Genomic DNA, 17572 nt, shown 5'->3' with positions numbered 1-17572 from the left:
AAACTTATTATGCCCCTGCCCGCCTGAGGTCTGCGCATGTCCATGTCCATCCGCGCGATGCAATGCTTTGTCGCCGTGGTTTCCACCGGGTCGATCAGCCGCGCCGCGGCCGCGCTGCATGTGGCGCAACCCGCGTTGAGCCTGCTGATACGCAATCTGGAAGAAGATCTGGGCGTGGTGCTGTTGCATCGCAGCGCACGCGGCGTCACGCCGACAGCGGCGGGATCACGCATGCTGGCGCACGCGCGCGAGATCCTGGGGCGCATCGACACGGCGCGTGCCGACGTGCGCGAAGACCTGAACGCTCCCCGGGGCACGGTATCGCTGGCCATGTCCATGTCCATGGCCAAACTGGTGACCGTGCCGTTGCTGCGGTTCTCGTTGGAGCACTGGCCCGGCGTCTACCTGAAGATCATCGAATCCAGTACGGGATACATCCCGGGCTTCGTCAGTTCCGGCCATGCCGACCTGGGACTGACTTTCAGCGACGACGCCTCGGTCGATCTGCGCTTCCAGCGCCTGATGGACGAAGAGCTGGTCGTGGTTTCGCCGCCCTCGGCCAAGCCGCGAAAAAAGCCGTCCCCAGCCGCGCTGCATGCGCTGCCGGTCATGGATCTGCACGCGCTCGCCGAACTGCCGCTGGTATTGCCCGGCAGTCAACACAGCCTGCGCCGGTTGCTGGACCAGTATCAGCAGCAGGAACGCGCCGAGTTCCGCGTCATTGCCGAGGCCAACGCCATCCCGCAGCTGATCGAACTGGCGCAGGCGGGCATCGCGCACACCATCCTGTCCTACGCGGCGGTGCACCAGGAAGCCGCGCGCGGCGAGGTCATCCTGCACCGCATCGTCAAGCCGCGCCTGACGCGGCCGGTGTTCCTGTGTCGGTCGGACGTCCTGCCCTTGTCCATGGCCGCGTCGGCCGTGGCCGACCGGGTCGGCCGCATCATCACGGACTCCCGGCCCGGCGCCGCGCCCACCCGGGCAAAGCTCAGATAACGCGCTTTTCCACCGCCTGCGCCCAGCGCCGCGCCACCGTCGGCGAGGTGGCGCAGGTGGCGGACTCGGTCACTACGCGCACCGCGCGTTCCAGTAGCTGGATGTCGGCCTCGTGCTGGCGCGCCACATGCGGATCCTCGAAAAAGATCACGCGCTGGCATTGGTGTTCCAGCACCAGCTCCGCAATCTGGGCATCGCCGCCCAGCGGCCCGCTGAGATAACGGTGCACCCAGGGCGTATCCTTGGGCCAGCCGCGCGACCAGGCCAGCTCGTTCAAGCGGCCGCCGGTGGTACCCGTGGCCACGCGCCGCGCAAATCGCGACAGCACGTCGAAATGCTCGCTGGCGAACGCGACCATTTCGTCCTTGAGCGCATCGTGGGCGATCAGCGCCACCGTCTGGCCGGTGAAGTTGAAATGGCGCGAAGCCGAGACGTCCGGCGGCAAGCCGGCATGGACGCGTTCGACTTCCATCCATTCTATGGCGCCCGCAAGCGTCGAGATGAACGGACGGCCGTGCGTGATGCATTGGCGCTTGAGCGCCAGCGCTTCCGGAAAAATCGATGACGGGTCGACGGGATCGATCAGGTAGATCGCGCCGTCGAACGGCGCCTGCCCGTCACGCCCTTCCGTCACCCGGGCCACCAGCTTCATCAGGCCGCCTTCGCGGCCATAGGGATAGCGGATCAGCCCGCCGTAGCCCTGCAGCATACCCTCGCGCACGATCGCGTCATGGGTGCGGCCGACGGTGTGCAACTGCACGCCCAGCTCGCGTATCGTGCCGGAACACGCGCGCAGCCAGGTAAACAGCGCGGCATCGGGAGTTTCGTGGTGCAGCCGGTTGGCGGCCAGGCCAAAGCGCAATTGGGCAGCGGGCATCGGTAGACTCAGGCAGGTAAGGACAACGGGAAGACCCTTGATGATACCGTGGCGGGCATGCCCGCGGCGGGATCGGTCCGGATCCGCCAGCGCTCAAAAACAAAAACGCTCCCCGCAGGGAGCGCTTCTGGTTTGGCGATCAGTCCGCCTCGTCGATCCAGGCCATCTGGATGGCCTCCAGGATCTTCTCGCCGCTATGTGCGGGGTCGTCGTTGAAATCCGGCAAGGCCAGGACCCACTCGCGCAGCTGCACGAAGCGCAGCGTCTTGGGATCCACGTCGGGATGCGCGTCGAGCAGCGCCTCGGCGATCTGGTAGGTATCGGTCCACTTCATCAATGGCCCTCTTTGGCGTGGTTGATGGTGTACTTGGGGATCTCGACCGTCAGGTCGGCGTCCGTCACCAGCGCCTGGCAGGACAGGCGCGAGGTCGGGGTCAGGCCCCAGGCCTTGTCCAGCAGATCCTCTTCGTCATCGGTGGCGTCTTCCAGCGAAGCATAGCCCTGCTTGACCACCACGTGACAGGTCGTGCAGGCGCACGACAGTTCACACGCGTGTTCGATGTCGATATGGTTGTCCAGCAGCACGCGGCAGATCGACACGCCCTTGGGCGCGTCTTCGATCACGGCGCCTTCCGGGCAGTAGTCGGGATGAGGCAATACGGTCAGTTTCGGCATAGCGTGTTATCAGGCAATCTCATCAAGTTTGCGGCCCGCCAGCGCGGCGCGGATGCTGCGGTCCATCCGGCGCGCAGCGAAATCGTCGGTCGCGGCCGACAGGGCCTGGACCGCGTCCTTCACCGTGTCCACGTCCTGCGCGTCCTGAGCGGCGATGGCAGCCTGCAGGCATGCGTCCACACGCTTGCGTTCTTCGGCATCCAGCAGGTCGCCATCGACGGCCAGCGCGGCCTGCACCGACTCGACCAGTTGGCGCGCGTCCACCTGTTGCTCGCGCAGCATGCGGGCGCGAGCGTCGGTGTCGGCTTGCGCCACGCTGTCGGCCAACATCTGCGCGATTTCGTCGTCGGTCAGGCCATAGGACGGCTTGACCGACACCATGGCCTCGACGCCCTTGCTCTGCTCGCGCGCGGTCACGCTCAGCAGGCCGTCGGCGTCCACCTGGAAGGTCACGCGGATGCGGGCTGCGCCCGCCACCATGGGCGGAATGCCGCGCAGCTCGAAGCGGGCCAGCGAGCGCGAATCGGAGACCAGGTCGCGTTCGCCCTGCACCACATGGATGCTCATGGCCGTCTGGCCATCCTTGAAGGTCGTGAATTCCTGGGCGCGCGCCACCGGAATCGTGCTGTTGCGCGGGATGATGCGCTCCACCAGGCCGCCCATGGTTTCCAGCCCCAAGGACAGCGGGATCACGTCCAGCAGCAGCCAGTCTTCGCCGGGAGCGCGGTTGCCCGCCAGCAGATTGGCCTGCAAGGCGGCGCCCAGCGCCACCACTTGATCGGGATCCAGGTCCGTCAGCGGTTGCGTGCCGAACAGCTTGCCCACGGCAGCGCGCACGACCGGCATGCGCGTGGCGCCGCCGACCATCACCACGCCGCGCACGTCGGCCGGCGTCAGCGATGCGTCGCGCAAGGCGCGGCGCGCGCAGTCCAGCGTGCGCACGATCAGGGGCTGAGCCAGTTCTTCGAAGGCGGCCCGCGTCAGGCTCGTGTCCACGGATCTGCCGTCGGACAATTCCAGCTTCAGGCCGGCCGCATCGGCGTCCGACAAGGCCTCGCGCGCGGCGCGCGCCGCCATCAGCAAGCGGCGGCGGTCCGCCGGCGAAAACTCGCCCGCGGCAAGCGCGGCCACCACATGATCGACGATCAAGGCATCGAAGTCGTCACCGCCCAGCGCGGTATCGCCGCCGGTGGCAATGACCTCGAACACGCCCTGGGTCAGGCGCAGGATGGAAATATCGAACGTGCCGCCGCCCAGGTCGTACACGGCGTACACGCCTTCAGCCGCGTTATCCAGGCCGTAGGCAATGGCCGCTGCGGTCGGTTCATTCAGCAGGCGCAGCACGTTCAGGCCGGCCAGACGGGCGGCGTCGCGCGTCGCCTGGCGCTGGGCATCATCGAAATAGGCGGGCACCGTGATGACCGCGCCGACCAGGTCATCGCCCAGCACGTCTTCGGCGCGTTGGCGCAGAACGGCCAGGATCTGCGCCGACACTTCGACCGGGCTCAGGTCGCCCTGGACGGTGCGGATGCGCACCATGCCGGGCGCGTCCACGAATTCGTACGGCGCACGGCTGGCGCGCGCCTCTTCCAGCGAACGGCCCATGAAACGCTTGACCGACACAACGGTATTCAGCGGATCCTCGGCCTGCTGCGCGAGCGGTTCGCGCCCCGTGGTGACCTTGCCGCCGGCGAAATAGCGCACGGCGGAAGGCAGCAAGGCGTGGCCTTGCTCGTCCCTCAGCACTTCGGCGACGCTGCTGCGCACGGCCGCGACCAGGGAATTGGTGGTGCCCAGGTCGATCCCGACCGCCAGCTTGCGCTGGTGAGGCGCGGGCGATTCGCCAGGCTCTGATATCTGCAATAAGGCCATGATTCTGTTTTTATGGTCAGTAGGCGGCGCTGTGCCGGCGCCCGTGTCGCGGACGCCCCGGCGCGGCCTGGGCTATGCGGCGGGCTGGGCGTGCGCCAGTTCTTCCGCCAACTTCTCCACGAACATCCACTCCCGCACCTTGAGCCCCGCCGCCGCGTAGTCGCGGTCCTGGTCGATCAGACGGGCCAGCGTGGCGCGCATGGCGGCGCGCGCCTGCTGCAATTCCGCCTGCAAGGCCGCCAGGGCGTCGGCGTCGTCGCGCGCGTCGTCCAGCATCTCGCGCCAGGTCATCTGCTGCATCAGGAACTCGGGGTCCATGGCCGTGTTGCTCTCGGTCTGCAGGTCCACGCCGGCCTGCTCGCACAGGTAGCGCGCCCGCAGCAAGGGATCGCGCAACAGGCGGTAAGCCTCGTTGGCGCGAGCCGCCCACTGCATGGCCACGCGGCGTTCCGCGGGGCTGGCAGTGGCGTAGCGGTCGGGATGCACCTGCGCCGCGACGGTACGCCACGCAGTCTCAAGCGCCTGGGCGTCCAGATCGAAACGCGCCGGCAAGCCGAACAGGCCGAAGTGATCGTCACCAGCCAAGACTTACACCGTGAACGACTCGCCGCAGCCGCAGGTCGCCTTTTCGTTGGGGTTGCGGAACTTGAAGCCCTCGTTCAGGCCTTCACGGGCGTAATCGAGTTCGGTGCCGTCCAGGTAGGACAGGCTTTTCGGGTCGATGAAGACCTTCACGCCGAAGCTTTCGAACACCACGTCTTCCGGCGCCACGTCGTCCACGTACTCGAGCTTGTAGGCCATGCCGGAGCAGCCCGTGGTCCTAACGCCGAGCCGCAAGCCGATACCCTTTCCGCGCTTCTGCAAGTAGCGGCCGATATGGGTGGCAGCCTGTTGGGTCAGGGTAACGGACATGTTCAGCCCGCCACAGCAGCTTCAGCCGGGGCCGAATGCTTTTCTTTGTAGTTCTGCACCGCGGCCTTGATCGCGTCTTCGGCCAGGATGGAACAGTGCACCTTCACGGGCGGCAGGGCCAGTTCTTCGGCGATCTGCGTGTTGCGGATGTTCATGGCTTCGTCGAGCGTCTTGCCCTTGACCCATTCGGTCACGAGCGAGCTGGAAGCGATGGCCGAACCGCAACCGTAGGTCTTGAAGCGCGCGTCTTCGATCACGCCGGCTTCGTTCACCTTGATCTGCAGCTTCATCACGTCGCCACAGGCGGGCGCGCCGACCATGCCGGTGCCGACCGACTCGTCCGACTTGTCGAACGAACCGACGTTGCGCGGGTTTTCGTAGTGATCCAGGACTTTGGTGCTGTAAGACATGTTAATTCTCCACGAATTTCTAGGCGCGGGCGCTTAGTGCGCAGCCCACTGCACGGTGTTCAAGTCGATGCCTTCCTTGGCCATTTCCCACAGCGGCGACATGTCGCGCAGCTTGCCGACGCGGCTCTTGAGCAACTCGATGGCGTAGTCCACTTCCTTTTCGGTCGTGAAACGGCCCAGCGTGAAGCGGATCGAGCTGTGCGCCAGTTCGTCGTTGCGGCCCAGGGCGCGCAACACGTAGGACGGTTCCAGGCTGGCCGAGGTGCAGGCCGAGCCGCTGGAGACGGCCAGTTCCTTGATCGCCATGATCAGGGACTCGCCTTCGACGTAGTTGAAGCTGACATTCAGGTTGTGCGGGACGCGTTGGTCCATGTCGCCGTTGAGGTAGACCTCTTCGATCTGCGACAGGCCAGCCCACAGGCGGTCGCGCAGCATGCGGATGCGCTCGTTCTCGGTGCCCATTTCTTCGCGGGCCAGGCGGAAAGCTTCGCCCATGCCGACGATCTGGTGCGTGGCCAGCGTGCCCGAGCGGAAACCGCGCTCGTGGCCGCCGCCGTGCATCTGCGCTTCGATGCGGATACGCGGCTTGCGGCGCACGTACAGGGCGCCGATGCCCTTGGGGCCGTAGGTCTTGTGAGCCGAGAACGACATCAGGTCGACCTTGAGCTTTTGCAGGTCGATTTCCACCTTGCCGGTCGCCTGGGCGGCGTCCACGTGGAAAATGATGCCCTTTTCGCGGCAGATCTCGCCCAGCGTGGCGACGTCCTGGATCACGCCGATTTCGTTGTTCACCATCATCACGGATACCAGCACGGTATCGGGGCGCAGCGCGGCCTTGAAGGTGTCCAGATCGATCAGGCCGTTGTCCTTGACGTCCAGATAGGTCACTTCGAAGCCCTGGCGCTCGAGTTCGCGACAGGTGTCCAGCACGGCCTTGTGCTCGGTCTTGACGGTGACGATGTGCTTGCCGCGTTCCTGGTAGAAGTTGGCGGCGCCTTTGATCGCCAGGTTGTTGGATTCGGTGGCGCCGGAGGTCCAGACGATTTCGCGCGGATCGGCGTTCACCAGCTTGGCGACTTCTTCACGGGCGCGCTCGACGGCTTCTTCGGATTCCCAGCCAAACGCGTGGCTGCGGGATGCCGGGTTGCCGAAGTTGTCGTACAGCCAGGGCACCATCTTGTCCACGACGCGGGGGTCGACGGGCGTCGTGGCGGAATAATCCAGATAGATCGGGCGGGTGGTCATTTCTACAACTCCTGATACTGCTTATACGGTGGCATTGGCGGCGACGGTCGCGGCCGGGGCGTTGGCGGCGTTGTTGGCGCCCCCCACCCGGTTCACGCGCACCGCGCAAGCCTGCGCTTGATTGTTGGCTTCCTGCAGTTGGCGCACGCGCTGCTGATCGACGAGATCCTGCAGGGACACCGAATCCAGGTAATCCACCATCTTGCGATTCAACGTAGCCCAGAGTTCGTGCGTCATGCACTTGCCCGGCTTGCCGTCGTTGCCGCTCGTACAGTCCCGCTTGCCGCCGCAGCTGGTGGCGTCCAGGGGTTCATCGACGGCGAAAATGATGTCGGCAACGGTAACGTTGCGGGCGAGGCGCGCGAGCGAGTAGCCGCCCCCAGGGCCGCGCACGCTGTCCACGAGTTCGTGGCGACGCAGTTTCCCGAACAGCTGTTCCAGGTAGGACAGCGAGATGTTCTGACGCTGGCTGATGGCCGCAAGAGTGACCGGACCGCTATGCTGCCGCATAGCCAGATCGATCATGGCAGTCACGGCGAAACGCCCCTTGGTAGTTAGCCGCATGGTAGGTTCCCAGTGATTCGGCAATGGCCGCAGGCGAATCCAGCGGTCAATACCCGAGTAATTGCCTCAAGTATAGCCTATTCCCGACTAATTTGGTATGGCTCCCGGCTAGAAAAAACCGCGCATTCGCGCGGTTTTTCACTGCCAAGCACCTCCGAGAACCGCCCGACGGGCAGCCCTGCGGAACAAGCGGATCACGCCGCCTGGTACTGGGTCGCGCGCTTGCGCACCAGCTCAAGCACACCCTGACAGGCGTCTTCCAGGTAGTCCAGGACCTTGCCGAAACCATCGGCGCCGCCATAGTACGGATCGGGCACGGTGGCCTCTTCGAACTCATTGGCAAAGCGCATCAGCAGCATCAGCTTGTGCTGGTAGGCCTTGGGGCACTGCTGCTGCATGGCGGACAGATTGTCCCAATCCATGGCGAGGATCAAGTCGAAATCGCGGAAATCTTCCGCGGTGACCTGACGCGCTTCACAGTGCGTGATCTCGTAGCCGCGCTTGCGCGCTGCGGCCTGCGCCCGGGCATCAGGCGCCTCGCCGATGTGAAACGCGTGCGTGCCCGCGGAGTCGATGCGAACTACATCGCCCAAACCCGCGTCGTTCACCAAATGGCGAAACACGCCCTCTGCGCTCGGCGAGCGACAGATATTGCCCATGCAAACGAAAAGTACCTTGGTCATCATGGGAGTAAGTGTGCGGGAAAACCCGAGATAAGGCAAGCTTTTTTTGCGTCTGCGGGATTCTGGCTCGGCAAATACAGTATCAATATTTTTTCAATAAAATCAATAATTTATGAAGAAATTCTGATCCCTCTCATGAACACTGAATGCAGATATCCGGGCGAATCGTGGCAGCCTGATTGCAACGCAACAGGTTTTGGCAATATTCAGCCGCCAGTCAGCGAAAAGAAACATTTAGACACGTGATCCGCTGCTACACCGCCCCGTCCAGCAGCACGCGCTGCTTCAGCGCGGTCAGCGCGTCGCGCGCCGCAGCCGCCTGTTCGAACTCGAGGTTCCGGGCATGATCCATCATCAGCTTTTCGAGGCGCTTGATCTCGCGGGCCAGGGCCTTTTCGTCCTTCAGGAACTCGGCCGGAACTGCGGCCTCGAGCGCGTCGTGCTGCGTCGGCGCGACCACGCCATCAATCAGTTCGCGCACGGCCTTCTGCACGCCCCGGGCGGTAATGCCGTGGTCGGCGTTGAACTTCAGCTGCTTGGCGCGCCGCCTTTCGGTTTCCTCCATGGCGCGCTGCATCGAATCGGTGATGCGGTCCGCATAAAGGATGGCGTGGCCGTTGAGGTTGCGCGCCGCACGCCCGATGGTCTGGATCAGGCTGCGTTCCGAACGCAGGAAGCCTTCCTTGTCGGCATCCAGGATCGCAACCAGTGACACTTCAGGGATATCCAGGCCCTCGCGCAGCAGGTTGATCCCCACCAGCACGTCGAAAGTACCCAGGCGCAGGTCGCGGATGATTTCCACGCGCTCGACGGTGTCGATATCCGAATGCAGATAGCGCACTCGGACGCCGTGCTCGCTCAGGAAGTCCGTCAAGTCCTCCGCCATGCGCTTGGTCAGCGTGGTGACCAGTACGCGCTCCGCTTGCGCCACGCGCGCCTTGATCTGCCCGAGGAGGTCATCGACCTGGGTCCGGGCCGGCAGGACCTCGACCAGCGGATCGACCAGCCCGGTAGGCCGCACCACTTGTTCCACGACGTTGTCGGTGTGCTCTTTCTCGTAGGCGGCCGGCGTGGCCGACACGAACACGCACTGGCGCATCCGAGCCTCGAATTCCTCGAGTTTCAGCGGCCGGTTGTCCAGCGCCGACGGCAGGCGAAAGCCGTACTGCACCAGCGTTTCCTTGCGCGCGCGGTCGCCCCGGTACATGCCGCCCAACTGGCCGATGGTGACGTGGCTTTCGTCAATGAACATGAGCGCATCGGACGGCAGGTAGTCGATGAGGGTGGGCGGCGGTTCGCCCGGCGCCGCGCCCGACAGGTGGCGGGAATAGTTTTCGATGCCTTTGCAGAAGCCCAGCTCCTGCAGCATTTCCAGGTCGAAACGGGTGCGCTGCTCCAGCCGCTGCGCCTCGACCAGATGGCCGTCGTCGACGAAGCGCTTGACCCGTTCGCGCAGCTCTTCCTTGATGGTTTCAATGGCGCGCAGCACGGTGTCGCGCGGCGTGACGTAGTGCGAACCGGGATAGACGGTAAAGCGCGGCAGCTTCTGGCGGATGCGGCCGGTCAGCGGATCGAACAGCTCCAGGCTTTCGATCTCGTCGTCGAACAGCGTCAGGCGCAGCGCCAGTTCCGGGCTTTCCGCCGGGAAGATGTCGATGGTCTCGCCACGCACCCGGAAGACGCCGCGGGTGAACTCGGCGTCGTTGCGGGTGTACTGCATGGCGACCAGGCGGGCCAGGATCTCGCGGCGCGAGATCTGGTCGCCGGCGCGCAGGATCAGCACCATGGCGTGGTAGTCGCCCGGGTTGCCGATACCGTAGATGCACGACACGGTGCCCACGATGATGGTGTCGCGGCGCTCCAGCAGGCTCTTGGTCGCCGACAGCCGCATCTGTTCGATGTGCTCATTGATGGACGAATCCTTTTCAATGAACAGGTCGCGCGTCGGCACGTACGCCTCGGGCTGGTAGTAGTCGTAGTACGAAACGAAGTACTCGACGGCGTTCTTCGGGAAGAACTCCCGCATTTCGGCGTACAGCTGGGCGGCCAGCGTCTTATTGGGGGCCAGAACCAGCGCCGGGCGCCCCATGCGGGCGATGACGTTGGCCATGGTGTAGGTCTTGCCGGAGCCCGTCACGCCCAATAGCGTCTGAAACATCAGGCCGTCTTCGACCCCCTGGGTCAACCCCTCGATGGCGGTGGGCTGATCGCCCGCCGGCGGATAGGGTTGGTACAGGTGAAACGGGCTGCCCGGGAAATCGATGAATCCGGGGCCTGGCGCGGACGGATCCGCCACGGCCAATGCCGCCGCGGGATCAGCCGCCAGGTTCGCTGCGGCCCCCGCCGTAATCGGGTCTATTGCGCTCTTAGGCATGCTAGACTCTTCCAGGGTAAACCCCTCATTATCCACAGCAGCCCGTACTGCGTCCACCCACCTCATCAGACTCCCATGAGCACCCTTTTCGATTCCGTCGAACTCGCCCCGCGCGACCCCATTCTTGGCCTGAACGAACAATTCAACGCTGATACGCGTCCCGGTAAAGTCAATCTGGGCGTGGGCGTGTACTACGACGATCAGGGTCGCATCCCCCTGCTGGGCGCGGTTCGCAAGGCCGAAGCCGCCCGCATCGAAGCCGCCGCCGCCCGCGGCTACCTGCCCATCGAAGGCATCGCCGGTTACAACAACGGCGCGCAAGCCCTGCTGCTGGGCAAGGATTCCGCACTGGCCGCCGCCGGCCGCGTGCTGACCACCCAAGCCCTGGGCGGCACCGGCGCGCTGAAGATCGGCGCCGACTTCCTGCGCCAACTGCTGCCGACCTCCAAGGTCCTGATCAGCGATCCCAGCTGGGAAAACCACCGCGCCCTGTTCGAGCGCGCCGGTTTCGAAGTCGGCACCTATTCGTACTACGACGCCGCTACCCGCGGCCTGAACTTCGACGCCATGCTGGCCGACCTGAAGGCCGCGCCGGCCAAGACCGTCGTCGTGCTGCATGCCTGCTGCCACAACCCCACCGGCGTGGACCCCACCGCCGACCAGTGGAAGCAGATCGCCGCCGTCGTCAAGGAAAACCATCTGGTCCCGTTCCTGGACATCGCCTACCAGGGCTTCGGCGACGGCCTGACCGAGGACGCCTCGGTCGTGCGCATGTTCGCCGACCTGGACCTGACCATGTTCATCAGTTCCTCGTTCTCGAAGTCGTTCTCGCTGTACGGCGAGCGAGTCGGCGCGCTGACGGTCGTCGCCGGCAGCAAGGACGAAGCCACCCGCGTGCTGAGCCAGCTCAAGCGCGTGATCCGCACCAACTACTCCAACCCGCCCACCCACGGCGGCACGGTGGTGTCGACGGTCCTGAACACGCCTGAACTCTTTGCCATGTGGGAAGAGGAACTCGCCGGCATGCGCGACCGCATCCGCCTGATGCGCAAGCAACTGGTCGACAAGATCAAGGAACACGGCGGCAAGCAGGACTTCAGCTTCGTGCTGAAGCAGCGCGGCATGTTCTCGTATTCGGGCCTGACCGCCGCGCAAGTGGACCGCCTGCGCGAAGAACATGGCGTCTACGCCGTGTCCAGCGGCCGCATCTGCGTCGCCGCGCTGAACAGCGGCAACATCGACCAGGTCGCCAAGGGCATCGCAGCCGTGCTGTAAAGCCGTTTACCGCGCACAGGCCCATGCGGCCTGCCGCCAGGAACGGGACCTTCGGGTCCCGTTTTCTTTTGCGCTGCCCGTTGCGCGCGGCAGCTTTACTTGTCCAGGAACCGGTTCATCTCTTCGCGGATCATCTGGGCAACAGCCTCCTGGCGCTTTTGCGTCATGCGATTGTCCAGTGCCGCGACACTGATGCCACCCAGCACATCGCCTTCCTTGTTCATCAGCGTTACGCCCACGCCAGTGACCTTGCTGACCGCGTGGCTGCCTATCACGGCGTAGCCGCGCTTGCGCGCGCGCGCAATGCGCATGCGCAACTGCTCCAACGTAAGCGACTTGTACTTGAGAAAGCGGGCCCTGTTGACGTTGAGATAATGCTCCGTAAGGTCTTCGTCGAAGCTCGCCAGCATGGCCAGCCCACCCGCACCCACGCCGATGGGCTGCCGGTTGCCGACCGGGATGGCCAGGGCCTGGATGGGATACGCACCCACTTCCCGAGCAATGCACAGGGTATCCAGGTCTTGCAGGATCACCAGGAAACTGGCGTCTTCGGTGCGGTCGGAAATACGTCGCAGCAAAGGTCCATAGCGTACCGACAGCGACGATTGCGCAGCCAGTGACTCCCCGAGTTTCCGGCAATAGTCGCCAAGGTAGTACTTCTTGCTGCGCGCGTTACGGGCCACCAGTCCCTGCGCCATCAGTTCGCGCAACAGGCGCAGCGCCGTCGGTTTTTCCAAGCCCTGCTCCCGACACACGTCGATGAGCCGCAGACCTTCCTCGTGATGGCGCTGAACGGTTTTCAGCACTCGCAGCGCTTTCTGGATGCTGGAGGATTGCGTCATGTCATCCGGATCCACACCAGGTAAAAAAAGTTTCACATGCCGGAACTTTATCCTGTTTTCAACGGGTAAGCAGGGGTTAATGCGGAACGGCCAGCCACGCAGAATAGAGCCACTCATCGATCAGCTGCCTAGGCCCAATATGAACGTCTATATCACCGGCATCGCCCATACTCCGCTTGGCCGCCACCCGGATCTTTCGGTCAAGCAATTAACCGAACAAGCCGTCAACACTGCCCTGGCCGACAGCGGCCACGGACTGGAAGACATGCAGGCGGCGTGGTTTTCCAACGTGCGCCAAGGCCAAATGGAAAAGCAGAATTCGATCCGTGGCCAATGCGCGCTGAACGCGATGGGGGTGAGCGGCATCCCCGTCTTCAATATCGAAAATGCCTGCGCCAGCAGCAGTTCCGGCTTGTTCAACGCCTGCATGGCGGTCGAATCGGGCATGTTCGACACGGTCTTGGTGGTAGGCGCGGAAAAGATGTTCTATCCGGACAAGAAGGCCGAGATGATGAACGCGTTCTTCGGCGGCACCGACATACATCTGTTGCGTCAGACATGGGATTTCTTCTGCCAGCAGGAGACCGACCCCGGCATCCGCCAGCGGCTGAACTCTCCCGGCGCCTGGAATACGCAGAGCTTTTTCATGGACATCTATGCGGCCATGGCGCGCCAACATATGCGCACGTATGGCACCACGCAGCGGCAGATCGCCAGTGCGGCAGCCAAGAACCACGCGCACTCGACCATGAACCCGCTGGCCCAATACCAGAACGATATGTCGACCGACGAAGTGCTTGCGACCCCCGAGATCGCCTGGCCACTGACGCGCGCCATGTGCGCACCCATTTCCGACGGTGCCGCCGCCATCGTGTTGTCCAACGGCCGCGCCCTGTCAGACGCGCGCAGGCAACGGGCCGTCAGAGTCGCGGGCATCGGCGCGGCCAGCACGGTGATCCGCGACATCGCCGATATGGACAGGCATTGCGTGCACCTGGCTGCCAAGCGCGCCTATGCCATGGCCGGGATCACGCCGCAGGACATCGACCTGGCTGAAGTGCATGACGCATCCAGCTTCGCGGAACTGCTGCAGATCGAAAATCTGGGCCTTTGCGCCCGCGGCCAAGGCGGGCCATACACCGAAAGCGGAGCGACCAGCCTGGGCGGTCCCACACCCGTCAACGTATCGGGCGGCCTGGTGTCCAAAGGACACCCGATCGCCGCGACGGGATTGGTGCAAATCCATGAACTCGTTACGCAACTGCGCCATGAGGCCGGCGCGCGCCAGGTACAGGGCGCCCGTACCGCAGTGGCCGAAAACGGCGGCGGCTTCTTGCACTACGAAGATGCCGCGGCCGTAGTCACGGTGCTCAGCAATAGGCTCTAGCATGCAGCCTGTCGATTTCTTCCTGCATGCAGCCATGCGGTACCCGGATCGCATCGCAGCGATCGATGCGGCTAGCGGCCGCGCCCATACCTACGAAGCGCTGCGCGGCCAGACGCTGGCGCTGGCTGCGGCGCTACAACGCCTGTCGGGCAAACCGCGTCCAGTGATCGCGACGCTGGCCGGCAATTCGCACGCGATGCTGCTGGGCATATTGGCCACCTACGCCTGCGCCGGCGTGCTGGTGCCGCTGACGCCGACCGTGGTCGAACAGGACATCGCCCGCCAGTTGGCGACGGCCGCGCCCGACATCGTATTGCACGACGCGGCATACGAGGCGCTGCTGGCTTCCTACCACGGCCTGCGCATCTGCAACGACGCGGGCCGTCAGTTCCATGTCGATACGCTGGTGCGTGAACACGCGGGCGGGTCACCATCGCGCTCCAACCCGGATCTGAGCGAAACGACCGCCATCAAGTTCACCGGCGGATCGTCGGGCGCGCCCAAAGCCGTATTGCAGTCGCTACGCTGCATCAACACCATGGTGGCATCACTGGCCATGACATATGGTTTCGACAGCGAGGAACGCTTCCTGCTGGCTCCACCGATGACGCATGGCGCAGGCACTTTCGTGCTGCCGGTATTGCATGCCGGGGGCTGCCTGGTGATCGCGGGCAAGGCCACAGCCGAACAATTGCACGCCTTGATGGAAACCCATGGAGTGACGTCCACCTGGCTGCCTCCCACGCTGCTCCAACGGCTGGTGCAGGCACAGTGCGCCGCTGCGCGCCATCTGCCGGCGCTGCGCAACCTGCTGTATGGCGGTGCGCCATGCCCAGCCCCGCTGCAATCGCAGGCGATTGCGGAGTTTGGCCCCGTGCTGGGCGTCACCTACGGCCTGACGGAAGCGCCGGTCATCATCGCCGGCATGAACGGCGCTACCGGCTCCCTGCCAGAAAACCTCGGCAGCGCAGGCCGCATCGGCCCCCTGACGCGGGTGGCGGTCATTGGCGCCGACGGCCACCCGACCACAATCCCAAACACCCTGGGCGAAATTATCGCCAGCGGCGACTTGCTGATGTCGGGCTACCTGAACATGCCCGAACAGACCGCGGCCGTCCTGAAAGATGGCTGGTTCCACACCGGAGACATCGGTGTCATCGATGAACGCGGGTTCCTGTTCATCAAAGGCCGCAGCAAGGACATCATCATCAGCGGCGGCTTCAATGTGTATCCCTCTGACGTCGAAAACGCCTATGCGCAACACCCCGGCATCGCCGAATGCGTGGTGTTCGGCAATGCCGACGACGACTGGGGCGAACGCGTCGAAATGGCGGTCGTGCCGATTCGGCCGGGCTCGGTCAGCGTCCAGGCGCTGATCGACTACGGCAAGCAGCAGTTGGGGTCCGTGCGGACACCCAAAATCATCCACATCGTGCAGTCTTTTCCAAAAAACACGCTGGGCAAAATCGACAAGCGGCGAATCATCGACGACTTGCGCAACGCGACCCGGCAGGAGGAACATCGATCATGAATTTCAAGACCTGGATTGCCGCCACAAGCTGCGCATTCGCCGTCACGCTGGGCGGCCCCGCGGCCGCAGCCTTTCCGGAGCAGCCCATCCGCTTCGTGGTCGGGTTTCCGCCGGGAGGGTCGACAGATATCGTCGCGCGGGTATTGGCTGAAGGCCTGTCGCGTGAACTGGGACAGGCCGTGGTGGTCGAAAACAAGGCCGGCGCTGGCGGCACTATCGGCGCCTCGTCGGTCGCGCACGCCAAACCCGACGGCTACACCATCTTCCTGGGTACCGTAGCCACCAACGTGATCAACCCGCTGCTGCGCAAGGAGCTGAATTTCGACCCTGTCAAGGATTTCACCATGATTGGCGAGGTTGGCTTCTACACCAATCTGGTGCTGGTCAATGCCGATTCCAAATACCAGAACCTGCGCACGCTGGTCGCCGACGCAAAGCAGCGGCAGTTGTCGTACTCCAGCCCCGGGGCTGGCACATCGCCGCACATGACCGGCGAGTACTTCAAGATCCTGACAGACGCGAAGATGCAGCACATTCCCTTCTCAGGCAGCGGGCCGGCGTTAACCGCGCTGATGGGTGGTCACGTCGACCTCGGGTTCGACAATCTGCCTGCGGCCCTGAGCCTGGTGCAGTCGGGCAAAGTGCGGGCGCTGGCCATCACCAGCAGCACGCGCATCAAGGAACTGCCCGACGTGCCCACCGCCGAGGAACTGGGAGTGAAGAACATGAGCGTGGACGCCTGGGTCAGCGTCATGGGCCCGGCCGGCATTCCTGCCGATCGGCTGTCGGTGCTGAGCGCCGCCTTGCTGAAAACGTTGACCAAACCCGACATCATCCGCAAGCTTGAAGACAAGGCGGTCACGATCAAAGCCACCCGCCCGGACGAATTGCAGGGCTACATCGAATCCGAGACCCAAAAGTGGCGCAGCGTCATCGAGACGGCGGGAATCAAGCCGGAGTAACAGACGCCGCATCGTCCAGGCCCGGCCGCGCCATGGAGCCGCAAGCACATGGCTTTCCAGCGTCCGGGCGCCGCCGGTTCCGCCGGGCCCGTCCAATCGGGACATTCTGAGCGGCCTGCCATTACGTTGGCTTTGAGACGGTCCGCCCCGAGCTTGCTTTTTTGCGCTGCGTCCCCCAGAATAGCGCTGTATATATGTACAGTCCGCTAGCACCGGATCATCGCCATGGCCAGCAAACTCACTGATCGCCAACAACAAATCCTGGATCTCATCAGGCAGACCGTCACGCGCACGGGCTTCCCGCCGACCCGCGCCGAAATTGCCCTGGCCCTGGGTTTCCGATCCCCCAACGCGGCGGAAGATCACCTCAAGGCGCTTGCCCGCAAGGGCGCCATCGAGCTGACCGCCGGCGCGTCGCGCGGCATCCGCCTGAAGGACGCCTCCCCTGCCCCCACGCAAAGCTCGCTGCCCATGCCGGGCCTGGCCCAATTGCTGCTGCCGCTGGTCGGCCGCGTCGCTGCGGGCAGCCCCATCCTGGCCGCCGAACACGTGGAACGCGAAGTCGGCGTCGATCCCAACCTGTTCGCCCAGACGCCCGACTACCTGCTCAAGGTGCGCGGCATGAGCATGCGCGACGCTGGCATCCTGGAAGGCGACCTACTCGCCGTAAAGAAAGCCTCGGAAGCCCGCAATGGTCAGATCGTGGTCGCCCGTCTGGGTGACGACGTCACCGTCAAGCGCCTGCAACGCCAGAACGGCCACATAGAACTCCTGCCCGAAAACCCCGATTTCGAACCCATCGTGGTCGAAGCTGGCCAGGATTTCGCGCTGGAAGGCATCGCGGTGGGCCTGATCCGCACGCACGCGCTGCACTAGGAACCAACAGCTCCTGCGCCTGCGCAGCATAAAAAAACCCCCGCCAATTTCTTGGCGGGGGTTTTTTGTTGGAAGCCGCATCCAGGAGGGG

At 64.3% G+C, this 17572-nt stretch carries 18 protein-coding genes; 6 read left to right on the top strand and 12 right to left on the bottom strand.

Going from position 1 to position 17572, the window contains the following annotated elements; all coding sequences use genetic code 11:
• Window positions 1–36: 36 nt before the first annotated feature.
• The gene (locus N5C88_RS17000; protein WP_280015834.1) at window positions 37–996 is read left to right on the top strand and encodes a LysR substrate-binding domain-containing protein; all 960 of its coding nucleotides are present in this window, start codon (window positions 37–39) and stop codon (window positions 994–996) included.
• On the opposite strand, the gene N5C88_RS16995 is transcribed toward N5C88_RS17000, so the two are convergent.
• The 11 genes from N5C88_RS16995 to uvrB all read right to left on the bottom strand — a co-directional run bounded on the left by N5C88_RS16995 (window position 989) and on the right by uvrB (window position 10608).
• A complete protein-coding gene (locus N5C88_RS16995; RefSeq protein WP_118932685.1) occupies window positions 989–1873 on the bottom strand; it encodes a methylglyoxal synthase in 885 nt (294 codons plus the stop codon). The two genes, N5C88_RS17000 and N5C88_RS16995, sit on opposite strands and share 8 nt — an antisense overlap.
• A 139-nt stretch (window positions 1874–2012) precedes the next feature.
• Window positions 2013–2207, bottom strand: coding sequence for a Fe-S cluster assembly protein IscX (gene iscX / locus N5C88_RS16990; RefSeq protein WP_251881602.1), 195 nt, complete (start codon window positions 2205–2207; stop codon window positions 2013–2015).
• The gene (gene fdx, locus N5C88_RS16985; protein ID WP_006395860.1) at window positions 2207–2548 is read right to left on the bottom strand and encodes an ISC system 2Fe-2S type ferredoxin; all 342 of its coding nucleotides are present in this window, start codon (window positions 2546–2548) and stop codon (window positions 2207–2209) included. Before fdx ends, iscX begins: the two co-directional genes overlap by 1 nt.
• 9 nt (window positions 2549–2557) lie before the next feature.
• The gene (gene hscA, locus N5C88_RS16980; RefSeq protein ID WP_280015833.1) at window positions 2558–4420 is read right to left on the bottom strand and encodes a Fe-S protein assembly chaperone HscA; all 1863 of its coding nucleotides are present in this window, start codon (window positions 4418–4420) and stop codon (window positions 2558–2560) included.
• A gap of 72 nt (window positions 4421–4492) precedes the next feature.
• Window positions 4493–5005 (bottom strand): Fe-S protein assembly co-chaperone HscB, encoded by a 513-nt coding sequence (gene hscB / locus N5C88_RS16975; protein WP_059373542.1) that lies wholly within the window; start codon window positions 5003–5005, stop codon window positions 4493–4495.
• A gap of 3 nt (window positions 5006–5008) precedes the next feature.
• Window positions 5009–5332, bottom strand: coding sequence for an iron-sulfur cluster assembly protein IscA (gene iscA, locus N5C88_RS16970; protein WP_013394595.1), 324 nt, complete (start codon window positions 5330–5332; stop codon window positions 5009–5011).
• Window positions 5333–5334: 2 nt separating this feature from the next.
• Window positions 5335–5742 (bottom strand): Fe-S cluster assembly scaffold IscU, encoded by a 408-nt coding sequence (iscU, locus tag N5C88_RS16965; RefSeq protein WP_054456111.1) that lies wholly within the window; start codon window positions 5740–5742, stop codon window positions 5335–5337.
• 33 nt (window positions 5743–5775) lie between these two features.
• Window positions 5776–6987, bottom strand: coding sequence for an IscS subfamily cysteine desulfurase (locus tag N5C88_RS16960; protein WP_054456109.1), 1212 nt, complete (start codon window positions 6985–6987; stop codon window positions 5776–5778).
• Between the two features lie 21 nt (window positions 6988–7008).
• Window positions 7009–7551: a Fe-S cluster assembly transcriptional regulator IscR gene (iscR, locus tag N5C88_RS16955; RefSeq protein ID WP_054456107.1), complete on the bottom strand. Its 543-nt coding sequence runs from the start codon at window positions 7549–7551 to the stop codon at window positions 7009–7011.
• Between the two features lie 194 nt (window positions 7552–7745).
• Complete coding sequence (locus tag N5C88_RS16950) at window positions 7746–8237, bottom strand: low molecular weight protein-tyrosine-phosphatase (RefSeq protein ID WP_006386176.1); 492 nt, start codon at window positions 8235–8237, stop codon at window positions 7746–7748.
• Between the two features lie 250 nt (window positions 8238–8487).
• Window positions 8488–10608 carry an excinuclease ABC subunit UvrB gene (gene uvrB / locus N5C88_RS16945; protein WP_223283244.1) on the bottom strand — a complete coding sequence of 707 codons (2121 nt, stop codon included), beginning with the start codon at window positions 10606–10608 and terminating at the stop codon, window positions 8488–8490.
• A 75-nt stretch (window positions 10609–10683) separates the two neighbouring features.
• On the opposite strand from uvrB, the gene N5C88_RS16940 reads away from it, so the two are divergent.
• Window positions 10684–11883 carry an aspartate/tyrosine/aromatic aminotransferase gene (locus tag N5C88_RS16940; protein WP_280015831.1) on the top strand — a complete coding sequence of 400 codons (1200 nt, stop codon included), beginning with the start codon at window positions 10684–10686 and terminating at the stop codon, window positions 11881–11883.
• A gap of 95 nt (window positions 11884–11978) precedes the next feature.
• Here N5C88_RS16940 and N5C88_RS16935 read toward each other — a convergent pair whose 3' ends face one another.
• On the bottom strand, window positions 11979–12725 hold the full coding sequence (locus tag N5C88_RS16935) for an IclR family transcriptional regulator (protein ID WP_165867838.1): 747 nt from the start codon (window positions 12723–12725) through the stop codon (window positions 11979–11981).
• On the opposite strand from N5C88_RS16935, the gene N5C88_RS16930 reads away from it, so the two are divergent.
• The 4 genes from N5C88_RS16930 (at window position 12724) to lexA (ending at window position 17481) form a co-directional block, all read left to right on the top strand.
• On the top strand, window positions 12724–14112 hold the full coding sequence (locus N5C88_RS16930) for a thiolase family protein (protein WP_347881401.1): 1389 nt from the start codon (window positions 12724–12726) through the stop codon (window positions 14110–14112). The two genes, N5C88_RS16935 and N5C88_RS16930, sit on opposite strands and share 2 nt — an antisense overlap.
• Before the next feature lies 1 nt (window position 14113).
• Entirely contained in the window at window positions 14114–15643 is a 1530-nt protein-coding gene (locus N5C88_RS16925; protein ID WP_280015830.1) for an AMP-binding protein, read from the top strand.
• Window positions 15640–16605 carry a tripartite tricarboxylate transporter substrate binding protein gene (locus N5C88_RS16920; protein ID WP_280015829.1) on the top strand — a complete coding sequence of 322 codons (966 nt, stop codon included), beginning with the start codon at window positions 15640–15642 and terminating at the stop codon, window positions 16603–16605. Before N5C88_RS16925 ends, N5C88_RS16920 begins: the two co-directional genes overlap by 4 nt.
• A 225-nt stretch (window positions 16606–16830) precedes the next feature.
• Window positions 16831–17481, top strand: a complete 651-nt coding sequence (lexA, locus tag N5C88_RS16915; protein ID WP_118932691.1) for a transcriptional repressor LexA — start codon at window positions 16831–16833, stop codon at window positions 17479–17481.
• Window positions 17482–17572 lie beyond the last annotated feature (91 nt).

The sequence above is a fragment of the Achromobacter sp. GD03932 genome (assembly GCF_029839485.1).
GTDB lineage: Bacteria > Pseudomonadota > Gammaproteobacteria > Burkholderiales > Burkholderiaceae_B > Achromobacter > Achromobacter bronchisepticus_A.
This window is presented reverse-complemented; position numbering and strand designations above follow the sequence as displayed.

Coding starts and splice junctions, on each gene's coding strand:
- N5C88_RS17000 (WP_280015834.1), top strand. CDS start 37: ATGTCCATGTCCATCCGCGCGATGCAATGCTTTGTCGCCGTGGTTTCC.
- N5C88_RS16995 (WP_118932685.1), bottom strand. CDS start 1,873: ATGCCCGCTGCCCAATTGCGCTTTGGCCTGGCCGCCAACCGGCTGCAC.
- iscX (WP_251881602.1), bottom strand. CDS start 2,207: ATGAAGTGGACCGATACCTACCAGATCGCCGAGGCGCTGCTCGACGCG.
- fdx (WP_006395860.1), bottom strand. CDS start 2,548: ATGCCGAAACTGACCGTATTGCCTCATCCCGACTACTGCCCGGAAGGC.
- hscA (WP_280015833.1), bottom strand. CDS start 4,420: ATGGCCTTATTGCAGATATCAGAGCCTGGCGAATCGCCCGCGCCTCAC.
- iscA (WP_013394595.1), bottom strand. CDS start 5,332: ATGTCCGTTACCCTGACCCAACAGGCTGCCACCCATATCGGCCGCTAC.
- iscU (WP_054456111.1), bottom strand. CDS start 5,742: ATGTCTTACAGCACCAAAGTCCTGGATCACTACGAAAACCCGCGCAAC.
- N5C88_RS16960 (WP_054456109.1), bottom strand. CDS start 6,987: ATGACCACCCGCCCGATCTATCTGGATTATTCCGCCACGACGCCCGTC.
- iscR (WP_054456107.1), bottom strand. CDS start 7,551: ATGCGGCTAACTACCAAGGGGCGTTTCGCCGTGACTGCCATGATCGAT.
- N5C88_RS16950 (WP_006386176.1), bottom strand. CDS start 8,237: ATGATGACCAAGGTACTTTTCGTTTGCATGGGCAATATCTGTCGCTCG.
- uvrB (WP_223283244.1), bottom strand. CDS start 10,608: ATGCCTAAGAGCGCAATAGACCCGATTACGGCGGGGGCCGCAGCGAAC.
- N5C88_RS16940 (WP_280015831.1), top strand. CDS start 10,684: ATGAGCACCCTTTTCGATTCCGTCGAACTCGCCCCGCGCGACCCCATT.
- N5C88_RS16930 (WP_347881401.1), top strand. CDS start 12,724: ATGTCATCCGGATCCACACCAGGTAAAAAAAGTTTCACATGCCGGAAC.
- N5C88_RS16935 (WP_165867838.1), bottom strand. CDS start 12,725: ATGACGCAATCCTCCAGCATCCAGAAAGCGCTGCGAGTGCTGAAAACC.
- N5C88_RS16925 (WP_280015830.1), top strand. CDS start 14,114: ATGCAGCCTGTCGATTTCTTCCTGCATGCAGCCATGCGGTACCCGGAT.
- N5C88_RS16920 (WP_280015829.1), top strand. CDS start 15,640: ATGAATTTCAAGACCTGGATTGCCGCCACAAGCTGCGCATTCGCCGTC.
- lexA (WP_118932691.1), top strand. CDS start 16,831: ATGGCCAGCAAACTCACTGATCGCCAACAACAAATCCTGGATCTCATC.